The sequence below is a fragment of the uncultured Aureimonas sp. genome (genome assembly GCF_913775355.1).
Classification (GTDB): domain Bacteria; phylum Pseudomonadota; class Alphaproteobacteria; order Rhizobiales; family Rhizobiaceae; genus Aureimonas.
The window spans coordinates 1-14,277 of the sequence record NZ_CAJYIU010000262.1 but is presented as its reverse complement, the minus strand read 5'-3'; the positions used below and the strand labels follow the sequence as shown (position 1 = coordinate 14,277).

15 protein-coding genes and 1 pseudogene are annotated in these 14,277 nt (G+C 69.3%); 6 read left to right on the top strand and 10 right to left on the bottom strand.

Annotation, left to right across the window (positions count from 1 at the left end; all coding sequences use genetic code 11):
- Together QZ753_RS15870 and QZ753_RS15865 are read right to left on the bottom strand one after the other, a co-directional pair.
- The coding region (locus tag QZ753_RS15870; protein ID WP_294644978.1) for a peptidoglycan-binding domain-containing protein at positions 1–468 on the bottom strand (468 nt) is incomplete at its 3' end.
- Complete coding sequence (locus tag QZ753_RS15865; protein WP_294644976.1) at positions 410–2,110, bottom strand: HAMP domain-containing sensor histidine kinase; 1,701 nt, start codon at positions 2,108–2,110, stop codon at positions 410–412. The genes QZ753_RS15870 and QZ753_RS15865, both read right to left, overlap by 59 nt.
- A gap of 405 nt (positions 2,111–2,515) precedes the next feature.
- Between QZ753_RS15865 and QZ753_RS15860 the strand changes: the two genes are divergently transcribed.
- Together QZ753_RS15860 and QZ753_RS15855 are read left to right on the top strand one after the other, a co-directional pair.
- The gene (locus QZ753_RS15860) at positions 2,516–2,920 is read left to right on the top strand and encodes a DUF5330 domain-containing protein (RefSeq protein ID WP_294644975.1); all 405 of its coding nucleotides are present in this window, start codon (positions 2,516–2,518) and stop codon (positions 2,918–2,920) included.
- A 76-nt stretch (positions 2,921–2,996) separates the two neighbouring features.
- The gene (locus tag QZ753_RS15855) at positions 2,997–3,419 is read left to right on the top strand and encodes a SufE family protein (protein ID WP_294644972.1); all 423 of its coding nucleotides are present in this window, start codon (positions 2,997–2,999) and stop codon (positions 3,417–3,419) included.
- Positions 3,420–3,481: 62 nt separating this feature from the next.
- Here the strand turns inward: QZ753_RS15855 and QZ753_RS15850 are convergent.
- A pseudogene (locus tag QZ753_RS15850) lies at positions 3,482–3,865 on the bottom strand (DUF6456 domain-containing protein); the annotation flags it as partial.
- Between the two features lie 19 nt (positions 3,866–3,884).
- Positions 3,885–4,289 (bottom strand): helix-turn-helix domain-containing protein, encoded by a 405-nt coding sequence (locus QZ753_RS15845; protein WP_055888221.1) that lies wholly within the window; start codon positions 4,287–4,289, stop codon positions 3,885–3,887.
- A gap of 205 nt (positions 4,290–4,494) precedes the next feature.
- On the opposite strand from QZ753_RS15845, the gene QZ753_RS15840 reads away from it, so the two are divergent.
- Positions 4,495–4,722: a hypothetical protein gene (locus tag QZ753_RS15840; RefSeq protein WP_294644970.1), complete on the top strand. Its 228-nt coding sequence runs from the start codon at positions 4,495–4,497 to the stop codon at positions 4,720–4,722.
- A 3-nt stretch (positions 4,723–4,725) separates the two neighbouring features.
- On the opposite strand, the gene QZ753_RS15835 is transcribed toward QZ753_RS15840, so the two are convergent.
- Positions 4,726–5,361, bottom strand: coding sequence for a TetR family transcriptional regulator (locus QZ753_RS15835; RefSeq protein ID WP_294644968.1), 636 nt, complete (start codon positions 5,359–5,361; stop codon positions 4,726–4,728).
- An 87-nt stretch (positions 5,362–5,448) separates the two neighbouring features.
- On the opposite strand from QZ753_RS15835, the gene QZ753_RS15830 reads away from it, so the two are divergent.
- A complete protein-coding gene (locus QZ753_RS15830; RefSeq protein ID WP_294644966.1) occupies positions 5,449–6,690 on the top strand; it encodes an efflux RND transporter periplasmic adaptor subunit in 1,242 nt (413 codons plus the stop codon).
- On the top strand, positions 6,687–9,830 hold the full coding sequence (locus tag QZ753_RS15825; RefSeq protein ID WP_294644964.1) for an efflux RND transporter permease subunit: 3,144 nt from the start codon (positions 6,687–6,689) through the stop codon (positions 9,828–9,830). The genes QZ753_RS15830 and QZ753_RS15825 overlap by 4 nt, the downstream gene beginning before the upstream one ends.
- Positions 9,831–9,875: 45 nt before the next feature.
- On the opposite strand, the gene QZ753_RS15820 is transcribed toward QZ753_RS15825, so the two are convergent.
- The 5 genes from QZ753_RS15820 to QZ753_RS15800 all read right to left on the bottom strand — a co-directional run bounded on the left by QZ753_RS15820 (position 9,876) and on the right by QZ753_RS15800 (position 13,116).
- Positions 9,876–10,082, bottom strand: a complete 207-nt coding sequence (locus QZ753_RS15820; RefSeq protein WP_294644963.1) for a TOBE domain-containing protein — start codon at positions 10,080–10,082, stop codon at positions 9,876–9,878.
- A gap of 24 nt (positions 10,083–10,106) precedes the next feature.
- The gene (modC, locus tag QZ753_RS15815; RefSeq protein ID WP_294644962.1) at positions 10,107–11,207 is read right to left on the bottom strand and encodes a molybdenum ABC transporter ATP-binding protein; all 1,101 of its coding nucleotides are present in this window, start codon (positions 11,205–11,207) and stop codon (positions 10,107–10,109) included.
- The gene (modB, locus tag QZ753_RS15810; RefSeq protein WP_294644961.1) at positions 11,204–11,884 is read right to left on the bottom strand and encodes a molybdate ABC transporter permease subunit; all 681 of its coding nucleotides are present in this window, start codon (positions 11,882–11,884) and stop codon (positions 11,204–11,206) included. Before modB ends, modC begins: the two co-directional genes overlap by 4 nt.
- Positions 11,885–11,890: 6 nt before the next feature.
- Complete coding sequence (gene modA / locus QZ753_RS15805) at positions 11,891–12,646, bottom strand: molybdate ABC transporter substrate-binding protein (protein WP_294644960.1); 756 nt, start codon at positions 12,644–12,646, stop codon at positions 11,891–11,893.
- A 68-nt stretch (positions 12,647–12,714) separates the two neighbouring features.
- Positions 12,715–13,116, bottom strand: a complete 402-nt coding sequence (locus QZ753_RS15800) for a LysR family transcriptional regulator (protein ID WP_294644958.1) — start codon at positions 13,114–13,116, stop codon at positions 12,715–12,717.
- Between the two features lie 104 nt (positions 13,117–13,220).
- On the opposite strand from QZ753_RS15800, the gene QZ753_RS15795 reads away from it, so the two are divergent.
- Positions 13,221–14,153 carry a ribokinase gene (locus QZ753_RS15795; RefSeq protein ID WP_367171521.1) on the top strand — a complete coding sequence of 311 codons (933 nt, stop codon included), beginning with the start codon at positions 13,221–13,223 and terminating at the stop codon, positions 14,151–14,153.
- Positions 14,154–14,277 lie beyond the last annotated feature (124 nt).

The following is a 14,277-nucleotide window of genomic DNA, read 5'->3' as shown; positions in this document are numbered from 1 at the left end:
CTGGAAGGCGCGGATCGCGGTGTCGGTCGCCTGACCGGCGCGCCCGTCCACCTCCGCCTTGTAGTAGCCCTGCTCGGCCAGAAGCGACTGCACCTCGCGCACCAGCGGAAAGGCGACGATCCGGGGATCGTTGCCGAGCGGCGCGGGCGCCGCCTTGCCGGCCGTGCGCACCGCCGGCTGGGCGGCGCTCGCGGGCGCTGTGTCGCGCGTCACCAGCATCGGGTGACGGTGCGGTCCGGCCTGCCGGTTCAAGGCGTTGTCAGCGACGAGCCCGGCCGAGATCGAGAACACGGCGATGCCGCCGAACAGCGCCGGGCGCGCCGCGACGATGCGCGCGCCCGTCGTCAGCCCGCGCAGCGACGCGTGCAGCGCACCGAGCGCGAGCGTTCCGGCGAGACCGCCGGACGGCTTACGCCGAGCGGCGGGCTTGCGCGTCTTGGCGGAAGGAGCTGGTTTTCTTGCGGGCATCGGTCAACGCTACGATATTTTCGGAATGGGTTCGGTCGGCCTGGATCCGGTCGGCGCAGTCGGTCGGGATACGGACGGTCACGGTGGTGCCGCGATCGGGCTGGCTGCGGATGTGCAGGGTGCCGTGGTGCAGCTCCGCCAGCCCCTTCACGAGGGACAGGCCGAGCCCGGTCCCCTGATAGCGCCGCGCGGCCCCATGCGACAACTGCACGAAGGGCTGGGCGAGGCGGGCGATGTCGGCCTCGGCAATGCCGATGCCGGTGTCGCTGACCGTGAAGGTGAGGAAGTCCGGGTCCTGCACCGCCGTCAGGCACACCGTCCCGCGATCGGTGAACTTCACCGCGTTGCAGAGAAGGTTGACGAGGATCTGGCGGCAGGCGTGCCCATCGGCGGTAACGCTTTCGCCGGCGACCGGCGCGCGCACCACGAGCCGCAGCCCCTTGCGATCGGCCTCGCCCCGGACCATTTCCGCCGCCGCCTCGACGACGTCGGACAGGCTGAAGTCCTGAAGCTGAAGCTCATAGCGCCCCGCCTCGATCTTCGACACGTCGAGCAAGCCGTTCACGACGCCGACGAGGTGCTCGCTCGAGCGGCGGATCAGCCCGACATATTCCTTCTGCCGCGGGTCGGAGAACCGGCCGCAGAGTTCCTGGTCCAGCATGTCGGCAAACCCGACGATCGCGTTGAGCGGCGTGCGGAGCTCGTGCGAGACGGTCGCGATGAACGCGGCCTGACGTCCGTCCACGGCAGGCGCGGCCGGCAACACCCGCGCGGCACCCGGCTCGCGGATGCGCACGGTGCCGAGAGCGCCGGTCCCCTCGCGCACCGGCTCCAGCCGGAGCGTCGCGGTGCGGAAGGTTTCGCCGGAGACACGCAGGCGCACGTTCAGCACACGGGCGTCGCTGCCGGCCCGCAGGTCGTCGAGCGCCCGCAGGTAGGCGATGCGGTCGAGAAGGTGCAGCTGCGACACGAAGCTGTCGGCCGCGGCATCCGGCTCGACCACGGCGAGGAGATCGGCATCACTGTCCTGCGCCGTCGCGGCCCGCCGGCCGAACACGAGGCGGCAGAGCACGAAGGTCGCGTAGGACGCGCAGAGCGGCAGCGCGACGGTGTAGCCGGCGAAGCCCTGTCCGGCCGGTCCCATGCCGTGCATCGAGAGGAAGCCGGTCAGCCCGAAGGCCGCCAGCATGGCGGGCATCATCAGCCGGGCGCGCAGCCGCGCACCGGCGGCCCAGGCCTCGACCGGGCCGACCGCGATCAGGGCCAGCGGCCAGAGGCTGTCGAGCGCGATCGCCGCAAGGCCGACGAGGACCGAGCCCGCGAAATGAAGGCCGGCGAGCACGAGATCGAGGTCGCGGCGGGCGATGAGCGCGGCCGCGAGCGCCAGAAGAACCACGGCGACGCCGAGAAGTATCGGCAGGACCAGCGTCCCGCTCGTCGCCACGAGAACCAGCGGAGACAGGACGGCGATCCCGAGCCCGGAGGCGATCATGCCGGCCGCCAGACGCCGCACGCCGCGCGGAAGCGGCGACGCGCCGCCGTTTGCGCCGACCATCTCCGCCATCCGGTCCAGCCCTCCGGCCAGGCCGCGTCCGACGTCGGCCGATCGTCCGGTGTCCCGGCTGTTTCGCGACTGCGTCATCACTCATCCACAAGCGGCGGTCCGATCAACGGGCCCGTCATGGGCCCTGCGAACCGTCATTCATCATGGACGGAGCTTGGCCCTTAACCTTTTAAGGAAGCCATAAGCCAAGAGCCGGGGACCCGTGGCAGCCCCGCCGCACCCGCCGACAAACCGGGCACCCAAGCCTCGATCGCGATCTATGCTGAACGATCGGTTACCAGACAATCACGCAATTCCGGCAATGACTTACGCCGCCTCCCTGCAGTTTCAGCGAAGCATCGGGATGCCGGACGGGGCGCAATCGTCTCGAATTTGAGCTAAGGGAAGAACGCTTGCGTGATGGTTTCGCGCAGTGCCGACGTCACCCGCCGCGGTCGACCACCACCCGGCCGACCATTTCGCAGGACCATCGCAGGGCCCGACATGCGCCTCCTCATCAAGCTCGCGTTCCTGATCGGCCTCGCCCTGTTCTTCCTCGCCCCGGCGAGAGACGACGCGGACGGCGTGCCGGCCGGTCTGTCGGCCGGAGCGCTCGTCTACGCGGTGCAGCAGGCGGCGACCGATCTCGGCGGCTTCTGCGAGCGGGCGCCGAGCGCTTGCGAGAGCGGGCGCGATGCCCTCCAGTTTGCGGGTGCGCGGATCGTCGAGGGACTGACCTTCGTCTACGGACTGGCGGCCGGGGCCACCGCCACACCTGCCTCCGCTCCGGGCCCGTCGCCGGTTGAGCCGGCCTCCGCCCGCATCGAACCCGCCGAGCACCCGGCGGCGCATCCCTCCCGCGTGCCCGCCGCGCCGCCGCCGCGCCCTTACGTCGCCCCCGCTGGCTGACCGTCGCCTGACAAGCCGCGCCGCATTGCCTATATCAGGCGGCGGATCGCAGCGACGGTCCGCCAACGAGGACATCATGCGCGACATCGACGAGATCGTCTCCGACTTCGAGCTTCTCGACGACTGGGAAGACCGCTACCGCTTCCTCATCGAGCTTGGCCGCGAGCTGCCGCCGATGGACGAGGCCGACATGAACGAGCACACCAAGGTGCCGGGCTGCGTCAGCCAGGTCTGGCTGACCAGCCGGACCGAGGACGGCTCGCCGCCCCGCATCCGCTTCGCGGGGCAGTCGGACGCCCACATCGTGAAAGGGCTCGTCGCCGTCGCGCTGTCGCTTTATTCCGGCCGCACCGCGCCCGAGATCCTGACGCTCGACGCGGAAGCTCTCTTCGCGCGGATCGGCCTGCAGGACCATCTGACCCCGCAGCGCTCCAACGGCCTTCGCTCCATGGTCCGCCGTATCCAAGCCGATGCGAAGGCGGCGATGGAAGCGGCCTGAGGTCAGCGGCTGCGCCAGGAGCGGATCGCGCTCCGGCCGCTCGCCCCCTCGTGCACATAGCCATAATGGCGTGCGAGCGCGGCCAGTCCGGTCTTCAGCATCAGCTTGGCTGAACGGGCCGGCCATTGCCGCTCCGCCTCGACGCGCTCCGTGCCTTTCAGAAAGCAGCAGACGTCGAGAAGGACGCCGGACAGTTCCGGCCCGACGGCCGCAACCGCCTTTTCCACGCGCCGGCGGCAGTCGAGCGCGGCGTCGGACAGATCTGCGGGCCCTGCCGCGCCGCCGCCCGACCTCGGCATCGCGTCCCAGCGCTGGGTGACGCTCGGCATCAGGCCGCCGCGCGTGAAATCAGCCCGCAGCCGCTCCCCCGCCGCCACCTCGTGCGCGGCGAGGAACGGCTGACCGTCGGCGCCCTTGCGGCTCGCCAGACGGGCGAGCGGCGACTCGTCTTGGACGCCCATCGGATCAGAAGTCCCCCTCGCCCGCCCCCGGTACCGCGAGCCGGCGGCAGGACTGGGCCAGCGCTTCCATGCGGCTGAGCATCGCGTCGAAGCCGCGGTCGTCGCGCTCGTCCTCGATCCGTGCGACGGCGTAGGAGACGCTCGTCCGGTCTCGCCCGAAGCCGGCCGCGACCGCATTCAGCGAGAGCTGGAACGCGACATGCGACAGGTACATCGCGACGTGGCGCGCCCGCGCGACCGGGGCCTGCGCGCGACGCTCCGACAGGATGTCGGCGGCCGGCACCCCGAGGAAGGTCGAGACGATGTCGACGGCGACGCGACACTGCAGCCGCCCTCGCCCGCCGGGATCGGCACCGGTGACGGCGGACGGGAAGGCCGCAGCGGACGACGGGTTGAAACACTGGGACATGAAGACGCTCCGTTGCTCGGGAAGCCAAGGCTAACAAGCGCGGAATGCATGTAGGAATATTTTCTTTCCATCGGACGGCGAACATTCGCACGCGAACGGGTTTCGGTAGCGGGCTATCCACACAATCCACAGATGCGAACAGGAATTCTGTCCTTCGTTCAGGCGATGACGGCAGGCTGGATGCCTTCACTGCGAAAGCCCATCCATGTCCCGATCCGATCCCGCCGTCACGCAATTCGAGAACCGCCTTCGCGAGGCGCTCCATCGGCTCGCGGAAGGCTTCGGGCGGCTTGTGGCGCCGACGACGCCCGGCGGCGAGAACCTGATCAACAGCCCTGCGCAACGCGACCAGGATGCGACCCGCGAAACTCATGCCCGATCGATTGCGGTGCGTCGCCTGATCGCGCTCCTGCAGGCCGGCCGGTATCCCTGACGCTCAAGCCGCCCTGGCGCCCCGCTCCACCGCCCGAAATCCGGCGAACAAGGCTCCGAGCGTCATGTCGGCCGCCTCCACGAGGTCGAAGCTCTCGTTCCGCCGGAGCCATTCCGTCAGGATGCCCGTCATCGCGCCGACGCAGACGTTCGACGCCGTGCGGGGATCGATGTCGGGATGCAGTTCGCCGATCGCTCGCGCCTTTGTGAACACGGAATGGATGACGTCCTGCATGTGGTCCTCGCCCTCGCGATGGGTGCACATGACGCTTTCCATCTCCCCCACGTATTCGCAGCGCAGGACGAGGATGGAGTACACGCGCTTGGCGCGCTGGTCCTTCGCGAACCGGCGCATGCTTTCGCGCATGGTGCGCTCCAGCGCCTGCAGCGGACGCTCGTCATCCAGGAGCTTCTGGCTTTCCAGAAAGGTGCGCTGCGGCAGGTAGGCGCGCTCGTGCATCGCCATGAACAGGTCGCTCTTGCCGGAAAAGTGCCAATAGATGGCGCCTCTCGTCAGTCCCGCATGCGACGCTATGTGGGTGAGGCTGGTCTGGCTCACACCCCGCTCGAAGAACACCTGCTCCGCCGCATCGAGAATGACGCTGCGCGTTTCCAGAGCCTCTGCCTTTGTCCGACGCACGCCCGCCTCCTTGAATACATGCATATATGAATGTATGTAAGCGACCATTCAAGCTGGATTCTGCGGTCCGGCCTCCCGGAGTTCCCGATGCCCCGTTCCTCCCTCCTCCTTTCGGCGGTTGCGATCCTGACCCTTGCCGCGCCCGCGCTGGCGCAGGCGCCCGGCGGCGGAGCGGCCCCGCCGCCGCCGGCGGTCACGGTGATGACGATCAAGCCGGAGGACGTTCCGGTGACGTTCGAATACCCCGCGCGCGTCAGCGCCTCGCGGGAGGTCGAAGTGCGGGCGCAGGTCGGCGGCATCCTCCTACGGCGCACCTTCAACGAGGGCTCGCGCGTCAAGGAAGGCGACCTCCTGTTCGAGATCGATCGCCGCCCGTTCGAGGCGCAGGTCGCGCTGGCGGAGGCCCAGCTTCAGCAGGCGCAGGCGACGCAGGCCAACGCCCAGCGCACGCAGGAGCGCACGCAATCGCTCGTGCGCTCGGGCGCCACCTCCACCGCCACGCTCGACGACGCGACCGCGCAGCGCCTTCTCGCGGATGCGCAGGTCGCCGCCGCCGAGGCGCAGCTCCAGACCGCGACGCTCAACCTCGACTACGCCTCGGTCGAGGCCCCGGCGAGCGGCATCACCAGCCTCGAGCAGGTGCCGGAAGGCTCGCTCCTGACGTCCGGCGCCCTCCTCACCCGCATCACCCAGCTCGACCCCGCCTACGTGAACTTCTCGGCCGCCGACTCGGAGGCCTTCTCGATCCGCAACATGATCGAGACCGGCAAGGCGGAGGGCTCGCTCGACACGCTGCGCGTGACCGTGCGCTTCGGCAACGGCACGAACTATCCCCAGCAGGGAACGATCGACTTCACCTCGTCCAGCATCGACGAATCGACCGGCACCATCCTGTCGCGCGCCGTGCTTCCCAACCCGGAAAGCCAGCTTCTGCCGGGGCAGTTCGTGCGCGTCGAGATCGAGGGCATCGTCGTCCCCGATGCGGTGACGATCCCGACCGAGGCGCTGATGCAGGGCCCGCAGGGCACCTTCGTCTACACGCTCGACGACAAGAACGTCGCGGCGGTCCGGCCGGTCACCGTCGGGCGCGAGCTGGAAGGCCGGCTCCTCATCGCCGACGGCCTGAAGGACGGCGACAAGGTCGTCACGGTCGGCGTCATCAAGGTCCGGCCGGGCTCGCCGGTGAACCCGACGGGCGCCCAGCCCGACGCGTCCGGCGGACAGCCGGCGGCCGGCGCGAACGCCGCCCCTGCCGCCGCAGCCGCCCCGCAGCAGGCTGCCGCGAACGGTGGCGCGCAGGGCACGGCCCAGGCCGGAGCCGCCCAGTGAACCGCTTCTTCGTCGACCGCCCGGTCTTTGCGGCCGTCATCTCGATCATCATCGTGCTCGCCGGCCTTGCCGGCATGCGCGCGCTGCCGATCGAGCAGTATCCCGAACTCGTGCCGCCGCAGGTCCAGATCTCGGCGACCTATCCGGGCGCATCCGCCGAGACCGTCGCCCAGACCGTCGCCGCCCCGATCGAGCAGGTCGTGAACGGCGTCGAGGACATGATCTACATGAACTCGTCGAACTCCTCGGCGGGCACCTCGACGATCAACGTCACGTTCCAGTCGGGCACCGATCCCGATCAGGCGACGATCAACGTCAACAACCGCGTCCAGCAGGCGATCTCCTCGCTGCCGTCCGAGGTGCAGCGCCTCGGCGTGACGGTGACGAAGCAGTCCTCGTCGATCCTCGCGGTCGCGACCATGTCCTCGTCCGACCCGCGCTACGACGCGACCTACGTGTCGAACTACGCGCTGCTCTACGTCCTCGACGAGCTGAAGCGCGTGCCGGGCGTCGGCAACGCCCAGCTCTTCGGCCAGCGCAACTACTCGATGCGCATCTGGCTGCGGCCGGACCAGCTCGCGCAGTATCAGCTGACGCCGGGCGACGTCGCCAATGCGATCCGCGAGCAGAACGCCCAGTTCGCCGCCGGACAGTTCGGCGCGCAGCCCTCGAACACGCCGCTCGCCTTCACCTATTCGGTGACGACGGCCGGCCGTCTGCCGGACGCGCAGGCCTTCGAGAACATCATCATCCGCTCCGATGCCAACGGCGCCTCGCTGCTTCTGAAGGATATCGCGCGCGTCGAGCTCGGCGCGCAGGACTATGCCTTCAACGCGACCTACAACGGCTCCGAGACGATCCCGATCGGCCTCTACCTCCAGCCGGGCGCCAACGCGCTGAACGTCTTGGCGGCCATCAACACTCGCATGCAGGAGCTGTCGAAGTCCTTCCCGGACGGCATCACCTACGCCATCCCCTACGACACCACGAAATTCATTAACGCCTCGATCGAGTCGGTGATCCACACCTTCATCGAGGCAATGGTGCTCGTGCTGGTGGTGGTCTACCTCTTCCTCCAGAGCTTCCGCGCGACGCTGATCCCGATGATCGCGGTGCCGGTGTCGATCATCGGCACGTTCGGCGTCCTTCTCGCGCTCGGCTTCTCGATCAACCTCCTGACGCTGTTCGGCCTCGTGCTCGCCATCGGCATCGTGGTCGACGATGCGATCGTCGTGCTGGAGAACGTCGAGCGCATCATGCGCGACGAGCATCTGTCGCCGAAGGACGCGACCGCGAAGGCCATGGGCGAGGTCACCTCGCCCGTCATCGCGATCGTGCTTGTGCTCTGCGCCGTGTTCATTCCGGTCGCCTTCCTCGGCGGCCTGACCGGCACGATGTACCGCCAGTTCGCGGTGACCATCGCGACCTCGGTCACGATCTCGGGCATCGTCGCGCTGACGCTGACGCCGGCGCTCTGCGGCATCATCCTGCGCGAGGAACACAAGGAGCCGCTGGCGCCGTTCCGCTGGTTCAATCGCATGTTCGACAAGCTGACGAATGCCTATGGCCATGGCGTCGCCTTCGTCATGCGCCGGGCCATCCTGTCGCTCGTCCTGTTCTGTGCCCTGATCGGCGGCGTGGTCTACTTCTTCCAGACCATTCCCTCCTCGCTGGTGCCGGACGAGGATCAGGGCACCAACCTTGCCGTCGCCATGCTGCCGCCCGCGGCCTCGCTGTCGCGCACCACCGACGTGATGAACCAGGTGTCGGCCAATATCCGCCAGCATCCGGCGGTCGCCGACGTCGTCGCCTTCGCCGGCTTCGATCTCCTGTCCGGTTCGCAGAAGTCGAGCGCGGGGGCGGCCTTCGTGACGCTCAAGGACTGGGGCGAGCGCACCGATCCTTCGATGGACGCGCGCAACCTGCCGGGCACCTTCATCGGCATGAACGCCGGCATCCAGGACGGCATGGTGCTCGCGTTCTCGCCGCCGCCGATCCAGGGACTGTCGACCACGGGCGGCTTCGATCTCTTCGTGCAGGACCGCACGGGCCGGGGCAGCCAGGCGCTGATCGAGGCGACCAATGCGCTTGTCGCAGCCGCCTCCAAGCGGCCGGAACTGGCCGGTGTGCGCACGACGTTCCAGGCGAACGTGCCGCAGTATCAGATCGACGTCGATCGCGAGAAGGCGAAGGCCCTGGGCGTTCCCATCTCCTCGATCTTCGAGACGATGCAGTCGACCTTCGGCTCGCTCTACGTCAACGACTTCACCCTTCTCGGCCGGAACTACCGCGTCTCGCTGCAGTCGGAATCGGACTTCCGCGAGAAGCCCGAAGACCTGCGCTTCGTCTACGTGCAGGCGTCGAACGGCTCGATGGTGCCGCTGGACTCGCTGCTCATCACCAAGCGCATCGTCGGCCCCGACCTCATCGAGCGCTTCAACGCCTTCAACGCGGCCAAGGTCTCCGGCGGCCCCGCGCCCGGCTTCTCGTCCGGCCAGTCGCTGCAGGCGATGCAGGAAGCGGCGGCCGAGGTCCTGCCGGAAGGCTACGAGATCGCCTGGACGGGCTCGGCCTATCAGGAGATCCAGGCCGGGGGCACGGGCGCCATCGCCATCGGTTTCGGCATGGTCATGGTGTTCCTGATCCTGTCGGCGCAGTACGAGCGCTGGTCGCTGCCGATAGCGGTCATTCTCGCGGTGCCCTTTGCCATGTTCGGCGCGCTGCTGGCGATCTGGCTGCGCGGGCTGGAGATCGACACCTACTTCCAGATCGGCCTCGTCACACTTGTGGGACTGGCCGCGAAAAACGCGATCCTGATCGTGGAATTCGCGGTCCTGAAACGCGAGGAAGGGCTGTCGGCGTTCGACGCCGCGCTGGAAGGCGCCAAGCTTCGCTTCCGCCCGATCGTGATGACGTCGCTCGCGTTCATCCTCGGCGTCGTGCCGCTGGCGATCGCGACCGGCGCGAGCTCGGCCAGCCGCCACTCGATCGGCACCGGCGTCATCGGTGGCATGCTGATGGCGACCTTCGTCGCGATCTTCTTCGTGCCGCTGTTCTACAAGCTGCTGGCGCGCGACAAGAAGCCGACGAAGAAGGACGCCGCGGCGCTGCCGCCGCCGGACGCCAAACCGGCTCACTGATCCGGAAAAAGAGAGGGGCGCCGCGAGGCGCCCCTTTTGCGTTGGTCAATCGACGCCGATCATGACGTCCGACGCCTTCACGACGGCGTAGGCCTCCTGCCCTTCCTCGAGCCCGAGTTCCTCGACCGCCGCGTTGGTGATCGCCGAGGTGACGATCGCGCCGCCGACATCGATGCGGACATGGGCGGTGGTCGCCCCCTTCTCGATCGAGACGATGCGGCCCTTGAGGCTGTTGCGGGCGGAAATGCGCATGGGTTCGGTCTCCTTTGAGTTCCGTCAGGATTCCACCGCGCCGGGCGACGCGGAGAGCGAGGCGCCCTTCACCTGGGCGTAGACGTCCATGCCGGGCGTCAGTTCGAGCGCGGCCAGCGAGCGGCGCGTGATGCGCGCGGGCAGGCGCTGCCCCTCCCCCGCCCCGAGCGCCAGCGTGACCACGGCTTCCGCCTCGCCCGCCTCGGTGATCGTCTCGATGCGCGCGCGCAGGACATTGAGGATCGTCGAGCGCGTCGGCGGGTCGAGGGCGAGACTGACGTCGGACGCGGCGATGCGAAGCCGCACGAGCGATCCCAGCTCGACCGGCGCGGCCGCGACGAGCACGGTCTGACCGTCGAGATCCAGCCGCACGAGACCGTCGCTCGCCTCGCGACCGGCCACCCGCGCCGACAGGATCGCCGCCGTGCCCCGCGTGCGCGCGAAGGGCAGCGCCGGATCGGTCAGAAGATCGTTCAGCGGCCCCTCGGCCACCACGCGGCCCGCCCGCATCAGCACCAGCCGGTCGGCGAGCCGCTCGACCTCGGCGATGTCGTGCGTAACGAGGATGATCGGCAGGTTCAGCCGCGCGTGAAGCCGTTCGAAGTATGGCAGGATTTCCGCCTTCGCCATTGCATCCAGCGCCGACAGCGGCTCGTCCATCAGGAGAAGGCGCGGCTGCGACAGGAGCGCCCGGCCGAGCGAGACGCGCTGTCGCTCGCCGCCCGACAGGTGGCGCGGGGCGCGGTCGATCAGCCGGTCGAGCCCGAGAAGGTCGCAGACCTCCTCGAAGCCGATCGCGGGCGGCTCGGAGCGCCCGCGCATCGCCCGATCGAAGCCGTAGAGGAGGTTGCCGTGCACCGATCGGTGCGCAAAGAGGCTCGCTTCCTGGAAGACGTAGCCGATGGGCCGGCGGTGCGGCGCGAGAAAATGCCGCTCGTCCTGCCAGACGGCCTCGCCGACCGAAAGGCGTCCATCGAGCCTCTGAAGCCCGGCCATGCAGCGTAGCACCGTGGTCTTGCCGCAGCCGGATGGCCCGAACAGCGCCGTCACCCCGCGCATCGGTGCCCGGAACGCGGCATCGAGCGCGAAGCCGCCGAGCGTCCCGCGAAACCACGCTTCGATCATCGGCGCGCCTCGACCCGGCGCCGCTCCAGAAGCGAGACGGAGAAGATGACGAGGAAGGAGAAGACCAGCATCCCCAGCGCCAGCACATGCGCCTTCTGCCACTGCAGCGTTTCAACATAGTCGTAGATCGCCACCGACAGGACCTTGGTCGTGCCGGGGATATTGCCGCCGATCATCAGGATCACGCCGAACTCGCCGACCGTGTGCGAGAAGCCGAGCACGGCCCCGGTGAGAAATCCCGGCCGCGCCAAAGGCACGGCGACGCTCCAGAACCGGTCCCACGGCGAGGCACGAAGGGTGGCCGCCACCTCCCACGGCCGCTCGCCCGCCGCCTCGAAGGCGTTGCGGATCGGCTGGACCACGAAGGGCAAGGAGTAGACGACCGAACCGAGCACCAGGCCCGGAAACGAGAAGGCGAAGGTGCGCAGGCCGAAGAACGGCCCGAACCACCCGCCGAGCCCGCCGGGCCCGAGCGCGATCAGGAGATAGAAGCCGAGAACGGTCGGCGGCAGCACCAGCGGCAGCGCGACCACGGCCGCCACCGCCTCCTTCCACCACGCGCGCGAACGCGACAGCCACCACGCGATCGGCGTACCGATCACGAGGAGAAGCAGCGTCGTCAGGGTCGCCAGCTCCAGCGTCAGCCGGATGGGCGACCAGAGCTCGCTCCAGTCCATCGCCCCCTATTCGCCGGTCCGGTAGCCGTACTTACGGATGATCTCGATCGCCTCCGGCGAGCGCAGGAACTCGACGAAGCCCTTGGCCGCCGCGTTCGCCTCGCCGGTCTTCAGCAGCACCACGTCCTGCCGGATCGGCGTGTAGAGCGACTGCGGCACGTCCCAGCGCGAGCCGCCCTTGGCGTTGACGACCTGCCCGAGCGCCACGAAACCGAGCTCGGCATTGCCAGTCTCGACGAACTGGTAGGCCTGCGCGATCGACGTGCCCCGCACGATCTTTGGCTGCAGCGTGTCGTAGACGCCGAGCGCCTTCATCGCCTCGATCGCCGCGGCGCCGTAGGGGGCGGCCTCGGGGTTGGCGATGGCGATCTTGGCGAAGGCGCCGGACCTCAGCGTCTCCTCGCCCGTCACCTTGCCGGCCTCGGGCGAATAGAGAACCAGTTGCCCGATCGCGTAGGTAGAGACGCTGCCGGGCACGCCGTAGCCCTCGTCGACCGCCTTCTTCGGGCGCACCGCGTCGGCGGCGAGGAACACTTCGAACGGCGCGCCTTGCGTGATCTGCGTGTAGAACTGCCCGGTGGAGCCGAAGGACAGGACCGCCTCGTCGCCGGTCTTCGCCTTGAAGGCGTCGGCGATCTCCTTGGCGGCGTCGGTGAAATTGGCGGCGACCGCGACCTGCGTCGAGGCGGCATGGGCGCCGACGGGCAGGAACACGATCCCGACCGCGGTCAGCGACAGGACATGGACGAGGCTGCGAATCATCGACGACACCGATATGGCCGGAGAGACATATCGGGAGGCTAGACGTGCGACGACCGTGGCGGCAAGCGTTATTTCCGCTCGGCCATATCGGCCTCGTCCGTGACCGGCCCGAGCCGGCGGGCCAACGCCTCGAGGTCCTGCGCGATGGCGGCGTCGCTCAGCGCCTGCATCCGGCGATAGCGCTCCAGCACTTCTGCGCCGAGCTCGGTCAGCGCCGCGCCGCCGTGGCCGCTGCCGCCCCGGCTCATGGCGACGAGCGGCGCGTCGAAGGTGGCGTTCAGCTCCTCCACCAGCGTCCAGGCGCGCTTGTAGCTCATGCCCATGCGCCGGCCCGCGCCCGCGATCGAGCCGGTTGCGGCGATCCCTTCGAGGAGGTCGGCCCGTCCTGGCCCGACAATCCGCCGCTCCCCGAACACCAGCCGCAGGCGCGGCACGCGGTCGAGGTCGGACGGGTGGCTGGATGCGCTCATGCCCCGTTGTCGGCAACCCCGGCCCGCTTGTCCAGCGCGCGGCCGGATCGGCGCTTGTTCGCCTCCCTCTCCTTCGCTACGGAGCGTTTCGAGGAAACGGGAGGATGGCCGCCATGATCGTCGTGTTCGGGTCGGTGAATGTCGATCTGGTCTGCAAGGTCGCGGCGATCGCGAAGCCCGGCGAGACCGTCCTTGCTCCGGGCTATCAGCAGCTGTCCGGCGGCAAGGGCGCCAACCAGGCGGTCGCCGCCGCGCGCGCGGGCGGACAGGTCCGCTTCGTCGGGGCCGTGGGGCGCGATGCGTTCGGCGACGGCGAGGCGGACATCCTCCAGCGGGAGGGCATCGACGTCTCGGCGCTGGCGCGTCTCGACGAGCCGACCGGCTGCGCCTTCATCTCGGTCGCCAGCGACGGCGAGAACGCGATCACGGTCGCCAGCGGCGCGAACCGGGCGGTGACAGCCGGGCAGCTCGCAGGGTCCTGGGATGCCGGCTCCGCGGTGCTGGTCCTCCAGATGGAGCTGCCGTTCGACGAGACCGTCGCCGCCGCCGAGGCCGGGCGCGAGGCCGGCGCGCGTGTCCTCCTCAACCTTGCGCCCGTGCCGCAGGGCGTCGGAGCCGACCGGCTGAAGGCGCTGCTGCGGTCCACCGACCTCCTGATCGTCAACGAGCACGAGCTCGACGAGGCCGCCGGCATTCTCGGCCTCGTGCCGGGCGAACCGGAGGCGACCGCCCGTGCCGTCGCTGCGGCCACGGAGGTTTCGGTGCTGGCGACGCTCGGAGGCGCCGGCGCGCTGCTCGTTTCGCGCGAGGGTTCGGTCGAGACCTTCGCGGCACCGCGCATCGAGCCGGTCGATACGACGGGTGCCGGCGACACCCTGTGCGGCGTGCTGGCGACCGGCCTCGACGCCGGGCTCGACATCGGCGAGGCCATCCGGCGCGCCGTCGCGGCGGCCTCGCTCGCCTGCCTCTCGTTCGGCGCCCGCAGCGCGATGCCCTCGGCCGCGCGCATCGACCAGTTCCTCGCCGAGGCCCGGTGATGGCCGGGCCGCTCCGCATCGCCTTCCTCGGCGAGTGCATGATCGAACTCTACGAGAAGCCCGGCGAAGCCCCCGGCACCATGCACCGGACGGTCGGCGGCGACACGCTGAACGCCGGCGTCTA